This window comes from Endozoicomonas montiporae CL-33 (genome assembly GCF_001583435.1).
Lineage (GTDB): Bacteria > Pseudomonadota > Gammaproteobacteria > Pseudomonadales > Endozoicomonadaceae > Endozoicomonas_A > Endozoicomonas_A montiporae.
Map to the genome: position 1 here is coordinate 1,355,226 of NZ_CP013251.1, position 12,147 is coordinate 1,367,372.

Consider the following 12,147-nt stretch of genomic DNA (forward strand, 5'->3'; position numbering starts at 1 on the left):
GACTCCGTAAGGCAGATATACTTGGCATCCGGTATTCTGTAAGCTTTTGCTTTTTCTATCTAATCATCTAACCGAGAACTGGAATCACCCGTGATCCCTTACCCTGATATTGACCCCGTTCTATTCAGCCTTGGACCATTAAGCATTCGCTGGTATGGATTGATGTACCTGGTTGGCTTTGCCGCAGCCTGGTGGCTGGGAGTGTGCCGCGCCAGAAAATCCAACGGATTGTGGAGCGAAGAACAGATTGGTGATCTGGTGTTTTATGCTGCCATTGGCGTTATTCTCGGCGGGCGCTTTGGTTATGTAGTGTTTTATAATTTTGACCACTTCCTGAGAGACCCTCTCTGGCTGTTCCGGGTCTGGGAAGGCGGTATGGCGTTTCACGGTGGTTTGCTGGGTGTGCTGGTGGCCATGTACCTGTTTGGTAAAAAACAGGGCAAAAGCTTTTTCCAGATGACCGACTTTATTGCCCCCATGGTGCCTCTGGGCCTTGGTGCCGGTCGTATTGGCAACTTTATTGGTGGTGAACTCTGGGGGCGCGTGAGTGATGCCCCCTGGGCAATGGTCTTTCCCACCGACCCGTCCCAATTACCAAGACACCCTTCCCAGCTTTATCAGTTTTTTATCGAAGGCGTTGTGCTGTTTTCAGTGCTCTGGTGGTTCTCATCCAAACCACGCCCGAGAATGGCCGTGTCAGGACTGTTTCTGATTATCTACGGTCTGGGGCGCTTTATCGTTGAATTTGTACGCCAGCCTGACGAACAGCTGGGCTTTATTGCCTTTGACTGGCTGACCATGGGGCAGTTGCTATCTACCCCTATGATTATTCTGGGTGTAGCATTTATGGTTATTGGTTACTCAAAATACCCTCTGGTGAATGGTCAGAATCAAGACGATCTGGCCTGGCTGAAACAGCACCCAGCGGCTAAAAACGGACTGAAGAAATGAAACAGTATCTGGATCTTCTGCGTCATGTGAAAGAACATGGCACGTTTAAAACCGATCGTACCGGCACCGGCACGTACAGTGTGTTTGGTTACCAGATGCGTTTTAATCTGGCGGAGGGGTTTCCGCTGGTCACCACCAAGAAGTGCCACCTGCGTTCCATCATCCATGAATTGCTGTGGTTTTTGAAAGGTGATACCAACATTGGTTACCTGAAAGAGAATGGCGTTCGTATCTGGGACGAATGGGCAACAGAAACCGGCGACCTGGGGCCGGTGTATGGCAAACAGTGGCGCAGCTGGGAAGGACCAAAGGGTGAAGTAGTCGATCAGATTCAGTGGTTGCTGGATGAGATCAGAACTAACCCTGACTCCCGTCGTCTGGTGATCAGCGCCTGGAACCCGACGGTGCTTCCGGACGTGAAGCATTCACCCAAAGAGAATGCCGCCATAGGCAAACAGGCACTGCCACCCTGTCATTGTCTGTTCCAGTTCTATGTGCTGGATGGCAAACTGTCTTGCCAGCTGTATCAGCGCAGTGCGGATATCTTTCTGGGAGTGCCTTTCAACATTGCATCTTATGCATTGCTAACCATGATGATTGCCCAGGTCTGCAATCTGGAGCTGGGCGATTTTGTGCATACCTTTGGCGATGCGCACATTTATTCGAATCATCTGGAACAGGTGGATGAACAGTTGTCCCGTGAACCTCTGCCACTGCCGACCATGAAGCTGAACCCGATGATTAAGGATCTGTTCGAGTTCACCATGGATGATATTGAGCTGGTGGATTATCAGGCGCATCCGCATATTAAGGCGGCTGTGTCGGTTTAATGCTGAGAGATTCATGCAAGGTTCAACAATTGTGTTGAACCTTGCATTGCATGGCGAGTTTTAACGGGCGGCCTTTAGCTTATCCAACTTCTCTCTCAGTTCTGAGACTAATTCTTTGGGAGCCTCTTTAAGACAGCTTTCCTGCCACAAAAAGCCAGAAAGTAACCCCTCAATCAAGTCTTGAATACCTTGAACTGACAGCGATTTGTCAGTACTTTCTGATTGATTGAGGTACTGATCAAAATACCCTTTTATTAGTCACCTAAAAGGTTAAAACCACCGGCTTTAGCCGGTCAGCTTTAGCTGTGATAGTTTGTTGGCTCACACTCGGAGTGGAAGTAAGGCAGTGGACTACAGATACTGCAGTCATACAGTATTCAAAATTCAGTATCATTTTGTGTTTGTCACCAAGTACCGTTACCAAGTTCTTGGTGGTGACATTGGCTACAGGGCAAGGGAGCTGATTAGGGAAACTTGCAAAGCTTTTGAACTTGATATTCTCAAAGGCGTAATCAGTAAAGACCATGTACATCTTTTGCTCTCTGCCCCACCAAATATGGCACCAAGTGAAATCATGAGGCGGATAAAGGGGCGAACTTCGATCAAGCTTTTTGAGAGCTTTCCTGATCTCAGAAAAAGGTATTGGGGACGACATTTCTGGGCAAGAGGGTATTTTTGCGTCACTTCCGGAGAAGTGACAGAGAATATGATCAAAGAGTATCTGGAGCATCATTTTGAGCCAAGAGCAGATGATAACTTCAGGACTGAGGATTAGCTTCAACGCGTCTTTGACGCGTATCCGGACTTTCAGTCCGTAATACTAACCCTCCGGCTTTAGAGGGTGTCTTAAAAGCCAAAATTTAAACCCAGTGAAGCACTTTTCTCTGCAAAGAATGACGCTTCACTGGACCTCTTTCCCAGCTGCCCCATTTTCTGTCAAATGGCTGATACCGCTCAAAGTACAACCAGAGAATCCTGTTGTACCTGAAAATAGCTTGAAAACTGGCTTTTACAGCCCGGCTCAGGTTATAGGCCAGCAGGTGTAAGCCAAACTCCAGTTTAACTTTCTCCAACCCCTTGCGACGAAAACGGTTTAACCCCTGTATATCCCGTAAATAGGCAAAGACAGGCTCAACCATCGCCTTTCTTTTGCTGAAAGACTTTTTAGCTTTCGGGTGCTGCATAACCTGCCTCAGTGCATCCTTGGCATCATCCATCGCATAGCGTTTTATGCGGCGCCCTTTCTTATTGGTCGTACACTGATCTTTGAGAGGACAACCTTCACACGGTCCATTGCCATATATCTTTTGCTCTTTTGTGCGAATGCTTCCCTTTATCTGCCCGATGAGAACCAGCTCTTTTCCTGCAGGGCAACGATAAACGTCATTAGTCTCATCATAATAAAAATGTCCCTTCTGGAACTTTTTGGATTCTTTGGGCTTGCCTGGCTCTTTACCCTCAGGGCATAGCAGGCTGATGTCGCGTTCCAGACTGGTTGAAATGACTTCATCATTGAAGTAACCAGCATCCAGAAGCATTTCATCTACTGGTTTGCCCGTGATCTGCATTGACTGATCAAGCATTGGACTTACGACAGTTGTTTCATTGGTGGGATCAACAGCCTGAGCCAGTTGCATATTCCGGCCTCCCGTGAACACCCACTCCGGTTTATCGTGAACGCTCTTTCCGCAAAACCGTGAACACCCATTCCGCTTTATCGTGAACACTTTTTGCGAATTTCCGGAATCACCGTTCACGAAGCCGGAATAAGTGTTCACGACACCGGAATCATCCCCGGAAAGAACCAAAATCCTCTCCTTAAGCATTGATTTCATTCAACTTGTGCCGCTTTTCCTTATTCCACAACAACAGGGAAAACGGCCATGCCAAAGGAAAAGAGGCTATCAATGCGAAAAATTCGGGAAATCCTTCGACTCCGCCACGAGTGCAACCTGTCTACCCGGCAAATATCCGCCAGCGCCAGAGTCAGTACCGGGGCGGTCAGCAAGTATCTGAAGTTATTTGAAAAGTCCGGGCTGTCCTGGCCTTTGCCAGACGATATGGACGACTCTGCCCTGATAAACCGGTTGTCGCCTGAGACATCAAACCGCAAACACCAGGGCTTTATCGAACCCGACTGGACGGAGGTTCACAGCAGCCTTAAGCGTAAGGGCATGACCAAACAGCTGCTCTGGGAAGAGTACTGCGAAGTTTACCCCCACAATGCCTACAGCCACAGTCAGTTCTGCCACCGCTACAACGAGTGGTGCAAGAAGCAGAAACGCTCTATGCGCCAACAGCATAAGGGCGGCGAGAAGCTGTTTGTGGATTACGCCGGGCTGACTGTTCCCATTGCCAGCAAGGAAACGGGCGAGACATCACCTGCCCAGATCTTTGTGGCGGTGTTGGGAGCGTCCAATTATACCTACGCAGAAGCCACCTGGACCCAGGGTTCGGTAGACTTTATTGGTTCTCAGGTCCGGGCGTTCCAGTTCTTTGGCGGAGTTCCCGAAATGCTGGTACCGGACAACCTGCGCAGTGCTGTGACCAAGGCCTGCCGTTATGATCCGGAGATTAACCGCAGTTACCAGCACATGGCTGAACACTTCGGCTGCTCCATTCTGCCTGCACGCCCTTACAAGCCAAAAGACAAGGCCAAGGTAGAAGCCGGTGTACAACTGGTGGAACGCTGGATTTTAATGCGTCTGCGTCATACAACGTTCTTCTCCCTGTCAGAACTGAACTGGGAAATACGACGCCTGCTGGAAGACCTGAACCACCGGCCATTCAAACAGCTGCCCGGTTGCCGGCGCAGCCAGTTTGAGTTGCTAGACAGGCCTGCGTTGTCTCCCTTGCCCAGGCAGCCTTATGAGTACCTTGAGTTCAAGATGGCCAGGGTCAACATTGACTATCACGTGCAGTTCAGCAGCCATTACTACTCCGTGCCACACCAGCTGGTCAGGGAGCAGGTGGCAATCCGTGGCAGCCATAATACTGTCCAGATCCTCTACAAAGGCAAGCCGGTCACCAGCCATGTCCGGCAATACGCAGCCGGAGGTTTCACCACCAAGCCGGAGCATATGCCGAAACGCCACCAGAAACAGCAACAGTGGACACCGGGGCGGCTGTTGCGCTGGGCGCAAAAGCTGGGGCCGGATGTTCTGAGGTTTACCCGACAGTTACTGGACGGCAAGCAGCACCAGGAGCAGGCTTACCGGGCTTGCCTTGGACTGTTAAACCTTGAGCGTGAATACGGACAACAGCGGCTGAACGCCGCCTGCGACCGGGCTATCAAAACCGGAGGCCGTCGGGTAGGCAATGTACGCTCCATCCTGAAATCCGGGCTGGACAAGGTACCCATTGAGTTGCCACAGGAAAGCGACAATGAACGGGTTACACGCAGCCATGAAAACATCCGTGGCGCAGGCTTCTTCCAGTGAGGTGCAGGATATGATCAATCAAACGATGACCCGGTTACGTAGCCTGCGACTGAGCGGCATGGCCGAAGCCCTTGCCCTGCAACAGGAGCAACCCGGCACTTACGAAGGACTCAGCTTCGAAGAACGACTGGCCCTGCTGGTCGACCAGGAAGACGCTGACCGCAGCAACAAACGGCTGGCCAGACTGCTCAGGGCAGCCCGGTTCAAACTGTCTGCCACGCTGGAAGACATTGACTATGAGCAGCCACGGGGCATTACCAAATCACAGATGGCGACACTGGTCACCTGTGACTGGCTCAGACGAAAACAGAACCTCCTGATTACCGGCCCTTGCGGCACAGGGAAAAGCTGGTTGAGCTGTGCCTTCGGACATGGTGCCTGTCTGCGAGGCCTGAGTACTCGCTATTTCCGTACGTCAAGATTACTGGAGGCAATGACCATTGCCCATGGTGATGGCAGTTACAGTAAACAACTCAAACAGTTAGCCAGGGTTGACCTTCTGATCCTTGATGACTGGGGATTGGAGCCACTCAGCCAGAACCAGCGTAATGACCTGCTAGAAATTATGGATGACCGTCATAACCACAGTTCTACCATCGTAACCAGTCAACTACCGGTCTCAAAGTGGCATGACAGTATTGGTGATGCCACCCTGGCCGACGCCATTCTGGATCGACTGGCCCACAACGCCCACCGGATAAAACTCAAAGGAGAGTCCATGAGAAAAACAAGGGCAAAACTGGATGATCGTGAACACCCAAGCTAAAAATTAAGAGAGGCAATGCTTAGGGAAGCGGAGGTGTTCACGCTTTCCGGAATAGGTGTTCATTTTGACCGGAATATGCACCAGTACCACCCGCTTGTTATTGGCTAACACGGATGGTTTGTAACCCGTTGTATAACCTCGCCCCCGTTTCATCTTTTGAACAACGGCTTCAGGCTCTGTAGGGCTAACGACAGCACTTCCTGATTTACCATTCTTTTTTCGCTTCTCGTTGCGTTCAATAACTGCTTCGAGAGTACTGCTGGCCATCTCCAGTTTCTTTTTGTTTTCAGGACAGTCTGGATGGTTGTCAGCTTGCTTTTGTGCTGTTTCATGAGCCTGTTGTGCAGCCTCCTGCTTCATCAGGTTGTAGCTTGAGCAGGCGGCTTCTATGACCGTTCCATCACCAGCCAGACAGCTACCATCAGAGTTCGTCTTTTTGAGGACGGCTCGTGTCAGGCTTTCAAAAAATGCACCGCCCATGGACTTGCTATGCATATTGATGAAGCGACCAATAATGGCGTGGTCTGGAAAAATCCCACCGGTAACCCACATACAGCCAAGATCAACACGAGCTAGTCGCTCCAGAGTTCTCAGCGAGGTAATGCCCTGCATAATGCCATAGAGAATCAAACCCATCATGTTACGGGGTGAATAAGGAGGGCGACCTTCTGAGGCATATCTTTGCTCAAAATCTGACCAGTCTTGCTCATCAAGAAGGGATGCAACAGTAAAAGGTGTTTTTTGACCAGTTAGCTCAAGGTGTTCTTTCAGGTTAGTGTTGCCAAGGGTGATGCCGTTGGGGTCGGGAGCAACAAAACGTCGTTTGTCTGTTTTGTTGCCTGATCCTTTGGGCTTATCGTGTTTTTTGTGATCCGGACTACTGGCTGCACCTGAAAAAATATCGAGCTGTGGAGCTGTATTAATCTTGATTTGCGGTCTTGCTGTCATACTGAAGCCGGTAAAGCTACTTTATATTCAGATTACTGGCTTGTGGTGGGTTTTGCGACACCCTCTTTAGCCGGTGGTTGTTGAGTTCAGCTCATAGGGACGACATTAAGCAGCACCGCCTGAGACCAACTCTAATACAGAACGCCCGGTTTGCCTCATAGGGACGACATTAAGAGCAATCCTTTGGTAATCAAGGCCTACAGCTATGACTGGGATAAACATGAACTTTGCTGTTGAGCCATATAATGCGACCTGAGCGAAAGCCCTTGCAAGACTTGTCACCTGTGAGCCTATCAGGCCTTATTTGCCAAGGCCTTTCGCTTAATGTCGTCCCTATAAGCCCTGCCTACCATGATGGAAGGGCTTTTCACAGTATTCAGGGTTTGCTTATCATTGCTATGTTTGTGGCATAGTCTAATGTCAACCTGACGCTAACGCACAGGAGTAAAAATGATTCGATGTATTGCGGTGCTGGGGGTAGCTATTTTCATTGCGGGATGCAGCAATCATGGCACTATGGCTCAACCTCTGACCCAGCAAATTGCCAGCTGCGCAGGAAAACTGCCTGCGAATCAGACATACACTCTGGATTACAGTACAACCATTGATACTCAGGAAACCCCGGCCAAAATAGGCGGTACATTCAATGTTTCGTGGGAATCCAAAATCATGACAGAAGCAGAGCAGCGACAGAGCTTTGAAGCCCTCAGCCCTTTCATTGAATGCGTCTCGCCAGCAATCAGCAACGACAACACACCTCCCCGAGTACCTTTGAAGACTGAAAATGGTCAGGTCGGCAAGAACCACTAAGGAAAGCAGCAAACTAATGACACTGATTCTTTCAGGCGCAGAAAAGCTTCTGTCTGTTGTATCAGGATGTCTGACGAATTCAAAACCTAAGTCTTCGTATGATCTGGAGCGAAAATCATTGGAATATACCCATTGGATTTCAAGATGCTACTAGTAGGCGACAAGTGAGTGAAGCCCCGTGAGCCTAAGAGTAGTAGGTGATCGGGGTGAGCGAACGCTGACAGCAACGTAGCATCTTGAAAGGCGATGGGTATAGTCCATTTTTTTGTTACCTTACGCGAAGACCGACTTTTACTGTAAATGCCAAAATTCGGACTTTTCAGAATTCCCAAGGCTTAGATAAGAAAATAGCACCATGTTACAACATTAATTTGCCGCATTTCGAAAGACATGTGTCGTCCAAATGCGTCGATTTTGCTGTATTTTTGATGTACTGATGTGCAATATATTTTCCTCTAGACCTTGGAAATCAACGGGTGGCCGACTTTGTTGTAAATCAGAAAAAGTCGGCCTTCGCGTTACCTTAATATCCTTATTTAATAGTTAGCCACCGTGCATGCATCTCTGCTTTCAACAGGGCTTGCATCTAGACCCAAGCCATTTAGAGCGTGAAATTCTGAAATAGTTCCAACAGGTATAAAAAAACCCGCTGTGCAGCGGGCTTTTTGACAATCAGCGCTTGGTATTAACCACGCTCAGCAATGTTGATGATGACATTGCGCAGCAGTTCCAGACGCTTGGCAATGGAATCCAGCACCATGAATTCATTGCGGCTGTGCATGGCACCACCAATCGGGCCCAGACCGTCAACGGTAGGAATACCCAGAGAACCGGTCAGGTTGGCGTCAGAACCACCACCGACCGCTTGCCAGGTGATCGGCAGATCAATTTCCTTACCGGTTTCTTCGATCAGAGCCATCAGCTTTTCAGAATCTGCGTTTGGTGTGAAGGCAGGCTTGTAAGCTTTGCGGGTCAGGTTGATGCTGATGCCTTCCAGAGACGGGTTTGCCACCATTTCGGCAATTTTCTCTTCCAGAGCAGCGTATGCATCGTTGTCCCAGAAACGGATGTCCAGATCGGTCGCTGCAAAATCAGGTACAACGTTGCTACCTGTGCCACCTCTAACAGTACCGAAGTTCAGTGTGGTACCGGTTTCGAAGTTGGTTTCCTGGTTCAGGGTGCTGATCCAGTGCGCCAGTTCAGTAATGGCAGATACACCGTTTTCCGGTTCATTACCGGCGTGTGCGGCCTTACCGTTGAATTCGACAACGTAATGAGCCATACCCTTACGAGCTTTAACCAGAGAACCGTCGGCACGGGCAGCTTCAGCGACCAGTACGCATTTGCTCTTTTGAGCAATGGCCATAAGCCACTTGTCGGAGAAGGTAGAACCGGTTTCTTCATCCGGATTCATCACGACGGCAATGTTCAGACGATCCAGAACATCAGCTGGCAGAGAGCTAACCGCCAGAAAAATATTCAGCAGGCCGGATTTCATGTCGGCACAGCCAGGACCATAGGCTTTTTCGCCGTCGTTGGTCAGAGACCACTCTGCGACAGTGCCTTCAGGGAAAACGGTGTCCATGTGACCGATCAGCATGATGTCAAACTGATCAGTGTCTGGGTTATTGGTCACCAGAAGACCCGGACCCACTTGCTCGCCGAAGTCTTCACGAGCCACCTGCCAGCCGATGCTTTCATACTTTTCAGTCATCATGTCAGCAATTTTGGCAACACCTGCCGGTGTGCTGGTACCGCAGTCAATGTTAACCAGTGGCTTCAGTGCTTCGAGGTAGGTCTCAAGATTGAATTCTTTAGCAGTCATTCGGGATATAGCCCTTTTGGAATGAGTAACATGTGAAGGGTAATGAATTGCCAACTGTACGCTTTTTGATCTGGGTCAAAAAGTAGTGAGTAGTGCTTTTATTTACACGTTTTTGACTCGCTAATGAATGCTTAGGTAGGTGAAATCCCTATGTTTTTGAGGTTGCTTCAGCTGATTAGATTGCTGTTTTCTGCTAGCGGTTATTTGTATGCCCGCAGCTGGCATTTAGAAGAAGTGTGAGTGCAGTGAATGTTCGATTGCACTCACACGGCGGGTGTTTAAATGCTACCCCTCTATATCTCTGGCCAGCCGGATGCCTATGTGGTTGCCGCGGTCGGCAGGCATGGTATACATGCGACTGGCGGAATGGCACATGTCGGGAGAGTTATCCCACGAGCCACCACGTAAAATCCGTTGTTGATGGTTAAGACGAGAGCAGCCAGTTTCAATATGTTCGTGACCGTTATAATCACTTCTGTAAATGGAAGAGCACGATTCCCAGACATTGCCATGCATGTCATAGAGCCCCCAGGAATTAGCACCAAGACTGCCAACTTCAATGGTGCTGCTGGCTCCCCTGAAGTGCTTGTCGCAGCAATGCATCAGACGCCTGTCGGGTTTTTTACCATAGTTGAAGTAATGGTTACTGCCTGCACGACAGGCGTATTCCCATTCAGCACCGGTGGGCAGCCGGTGAAGCTCCCCGGTTTCTTCGGTCAGCCAGTCGCATAAATCCAGACTGTCCCAGAAGCTGACATTGATCACCGGGCGCTGGTCGCCTTCCCAGCCTTCATTGGGAGGAACACGCTTTCCGGTGATTCGGCAATATTCATTGTACTGGGCAAAGGTAACCGGTTTTTTCATCAGTTCAAAAGAGGAAACAGAGACACGGTAAAGTCTGTAGCCTTCACCCATGGTATAAATACCGGACGGGATTGTGACAAAGTCGTCATCAGTAATGAATAAAGAGCCTGCGGCTCTGGCCTGGCTTTCTATCCGGGTTCCACAGTTTGAGCAAAACCGGATTCCGGTCTCCAGTTTTTTTCCGCAATGACTGCAAATGTCCGGGTCATAATAGTTTTGGAAATACGTACCATGATCGTTATTCTTGTTAGCTTGATGAGTATCCATTTGTAACAACTCCGTTTCCAGCGTAAACAGTTACTTGCTCAAAACTCTTTATTTGGTCGCTATGTATGCTGGCTGAAGTTGTGCACCTTTAGTTTGGTGTAGGCTGTATGGGTTTTGTGTAGGGTCGGTGAAAATAAACTGGCTTGATCATCTGTCCAATGCCTCGCTATTTTTCTCTGATGGATAAAGTGCTTTTTCGGCACAAAATTTTTGATTTGTTATTATCTGATGGATTGATTGATATAACCTGAGGCAATTATTATCCAATATAAACCTTGCCTTTATATTGAAGCAGGTCATGTTATTCGCAAGTTTGTTCTCGTGGCAGGCTGCTTTTAAACAGATATCCTTACAGGAATGGCAGTATGAAACTCTATTCACGCTCTCAAGGGCAAGGGAGCAACCTGATCAGTATTCATGGACTGTTTGGTTCTCTGGAAAACCTTGGCGGTATCAATCGCAGACTGGCAGAGAGTTACTGCGTGCACGGCATTGATGTTCGCAATCATGGACGTTCGCAACACACTTCTTCCATGTCCTATTCTGAAATGGCTGCTGACCTGATTGAATATATGGATGACCAGAGTATCGGTCAGGCTCATTTACTTGGACATTCTATGGGCGGCAAGATCGTTATGGAAGCGGTACTGCATTACCCTGAACGGGTTCGCAAAGTGGCCGTGCTGGATATTGCACCTGTGACGTATAATGTTCGTCGGCATGACGATGTATTTGCTGGGTTGAAAGCCATTAATCTTCAGGCTTTGACCAAACGCAATGATGCTGATGCTTTACTTGCACAGTACATTCCAGAGGTCGATATCCGGCAGTTTCTGTTAAAGAACCTGTACAGAAAACAAGACGGAATGTTTGACTGGCGAATGAACCTGGCAGTGATTGAGCAGTCTTACGAAGCGATTCTTTCAGGACAGCAGACTGAAACACCTTTTTCCGGTGACATTTTGTTTCTCAAGGGCAGTGACTCCGATTACATTTTGCCAGAGCATCGCGATGAGGTGGTCAGGTTATTTCCGAAAGCCCGCTTAAGAAGCATCCATGGCACAGGGCACTGGCTTCATGCTGAAAAACCGGATCTGGTGACAAATGCATTGATTCGCTTTTTTGAAGAATGACCTACGATGATTATTTTCAGACCAAAAACAGTAAAGCCACCGTTTAGGTGGCCTTACTGTTTTTGGCTTAGCTGGGTTCAATGTAAGGTTTCGTCATTAAATTCATCAAAATCATCATAGTTTTCATAGCTGTCGGCTAGATTTTGACGTAGCTGGTGTTTTTCCCAGTACTCCTCGATACCACGGTTGATAGACTTTGATTTTCTTTTCTTGCAGCGATCTTTTGCAGACTGGGCTTTACGGACTTCCTGGCCGCCGTCCCAATAGATTTGATCCTGGTCGTCGTACTGCATTGACCTCACCCTGGACATAA

The 12,147-nt window shown here is 48.8% G+C and carries 12 protein-coding genes; 7 read left to right on the plus strand and 5 right to left on the minus strand.

The features are described from left to right. Nucleotides 1-90: 90 nt before the first annotated feature. The 3 genes from lgt (at nt 91) to tnpA (ending at nt 2,556) form a co-directional block, all read left to right on the plus strand. Nucleotides 91-951 carry a prolipoprotein diacylglyceryl transferase gene (gene lgt / locus EZMO1_RS05870; RefSeq protein ID WP_051789775.1) on the plus strand — a complete coding sequence of 287 codons (861 nt, stop codon included), beginning with the start codon at nt 91-93 and terminating at the stop codon, nt 949-951. Beyond that, nucleotides 948-1,781: a thymidylate synthase gene (locus tag EZMO1_RS05875; RefSeq protein ID WP_034874797.1), complete on the plus strand. Its 834-nt coding sequence runs from the start codon at nt 948-950 to the stop codon at nt 1,779-1,781. Before lgt ends, EZMO1_RS05875 begins: the two co-directional genes overlap by 4 nt. Nucleotides 1,782-2,127: 346 nt before the next feature. Next, nucleotides 2,128-2,556 carry an IS200/IS605 family transposase gene (gene tnpA / locus EZMO1_RS05880; protein WP_034875589.1) on the plus strand — a complete coding sequence of 143 codons (429 nt, stop codon included), beginning with the start codon at nt 2,128-2,130 and terminating at the stop codon, nt 2,554-2,556. Between the two features lie 85 nt (nt 2,557-2,641). Here tnpA and EZMO1_RS05885 read toward each other — a convergent pair whose 3' ends face one another. Next, nucleotides 2,642-3,616 carry a transposase gene (locus tag EZMO1_RS05885; RefSeq protein WP_082211904.1) on the minus strand — a complete coding sequence of 325 codons (975 nt, stop codon included), beginning with the start codon at nt 3,614-3,616 and terminating at the stop codon, nt 2,642-2,644. Nucleotides 3,617-3,688: 72 nt separating this feature from the next. Here EZMO1_RS05885 and istA point away from each other — a divergent pair, with 72 nt between their 5' ends. Together istA and istB are read left to right on the plus strand one after the other, a co-directional pair. Beyond that, nucleotides 3,689-5,221, plus strand: coding sequence for an IS21 family transposase (gene istA, locus EZMO1_RS05890; RefSeq protein ID WP_145912490.1), 1,533 nt, complete (start codon nt 3,689-3,691; stop codon nt 5,219-5,221). 10 nt (nt 5,222-5,231) lie between these two features. Further along, complete coding sequence (istB, locus tag EZMO1_RS05895; protein WP_034875356.1) at nt 5,232-5,987, plus strand: IS21-like element helper ATPase IstB; 756 nt, start codon at nt 5,232-5,234, stop codon at nt 5,985-5,987. Between the two features lie 3 nt (nt 5,988-5,990). On the opposite strand, the gene EZMO1_RS05900 is transcribed toward istB, so the two are convergent. Beyond that, nucleotides 5,991-6,935, minus strand: a complete 945-nt coding sequence (locus tag EZMO1_RS05900) for a transposase (RefSeq protein ID WP_051789772.1) — start codon at nt 6,933-6,935, stop codon at nt 5,991-5,993. A gap of 450 nt (nt 6,936-7,385) precedes the next feature. Here EZMO1_RS05900 and EZMO1_RS05905 point away from each other — a divergent pair, with 450 nt between their 5' ends. Next, the gene (locus tag EZMO1_RS05905; RefSeq protein WP_034874795.1) at nt 7,386-7,745 is read left to right on the plus strand and encodes a hypothetical protein; all 360 of its coding nucleotides are present in this window, start codon (nt 7,386-7,388) and stop codon (nt 7,743-7,745) included. Nucleotides 7,746-8,430: 685 nt separating this feature from the next. Here the strand turns inward: EZMO1_RS05905 and EZMO1_RS05910 are convergent. Together EZMO1_RS05910 and EZMO1_RS05915 are read right to left on the minus strand one after the other, a co-directional pair. Next, entirely contained in the window at nt 8,431-9,570 is a 1,140-nt protein-coding gene (locus tag EZMO1_RS05910) for a M20 family metallopeptidase (protein ID WP_034874793.1), read from the minus strand. A 285-nt stretch (nt 9,571-9,855) separates the two neighbouring features. Then, nucleotides 9,856-10,701, minus strand: coding sequence for a formylglycine-generating enzyme family protein (locus tag EZMO1_RS05915; protein ID WP_051789770.1), 846 nt, complete (start codon nt 10,699-10,701; stop codon nt 9,856-9,858). A gap of 365 nt (nt 10,702-11,066) precedes the next feature. Between EZMO1_RS05915 and EZMO1_RS05920 the strand changes: the two genes are divergently transcribed. Continuing rightward, entirely contained in the window at nt 11,067-11,834 is a 768-nt protein-coding gene (locus tag EZMO1_RS05920) for an alpha/beta fold hydrolase (protein WP_034874791.1), read from the plus strand. A gap of 77 nt (nt 11,835-11,911) precedes the next feature. Here the strand turns inward: EZMO1_RS05920 and EZMO1_RS05925 are convergent, their stop codons facing one another. After that, complete coding sequence (locus EZMO1_RS05925) at nt 11,912-12,127, minus strand: hypothetical protein (RefSeq protein ID WP_034874789.1); 216 nt, start codon at nt 12,125-12,127, stop codon at nt 11,912-11,914. Nucleotides 12,128-12,147: the final 20 nt, after the last annotated feature.

Bases quoted from the DNA above. Each gene is read 5' to 3' on its own strand.
- EZMO1_RS05875 (WP_034874797.1), top strand. From the start codon at position 948: ATGAAACAGTATCTGGATCTTCTGCGTCATGTGAAAGAACATGGCACG.
- EZMO1_RS05885 (WP_082211904.1), bottom strand. From the start codon at position 3,616: ATGAAATCAATGCTTAAGGAGAGGATTTTGGTTCTTTCCGGGGATGAT.
- istA (WP_145912490.1), top strand. From the start codon at position 3,689: ATGCGAAAAATTCGGGAAATCCTTCGACTCCGCCACGAGTGCAACCTG.
- istB (WP_034875356.1), top strand. From the start codon at position 5,232: ATGATCAATCAAACGATGACCCGGTTACGTAGCCTGCGACTGAGCGGC.
- EZMO1_RS05900 (WP_051789772.1), bottom strand. From the start codon at position 6,935: ATGACAGCAAGACCGCAAATCAAGATTAATACAGCTCCACAGCTCGAT.
- EZMO1_RS05905 (WP_034874795.1), top strand. From the start codon at position 7,386: ATGATTCGATGTATTGCGGTGCTGGGGGTAGCTATTTTCATTGCGGGA.
- EZMO1_RS05910 (WP_034874793.1), bottom strand. From the start codon at position 9,570: ATGACTGCTAAAGAATTCAATCTTGAGACCTACCTCGAAGCACTGAAG.
- EZMO1_RS05915 (WP_051789770.1), bottom strand. From the start codon at position 10,701: ATGGATACTCATCAAGCTAACAAGAATAACGATCATGGTACGTATTTC.
- EZMO1_RS05920 (WP_034874791.1), top strand. From the start codon at position 11,067: ATGAAACTCTATTCACGCTCTCAAGGGCAAGGGAGCAACCTGATCAGT.
- EZMO1_RS05925 (WP_034874789.1), bottom strand. From the start codon at position 12,127: ATGCAGTACGACGACCAGGATCAAATCTATTGGGACGGCGGCCAGGAA.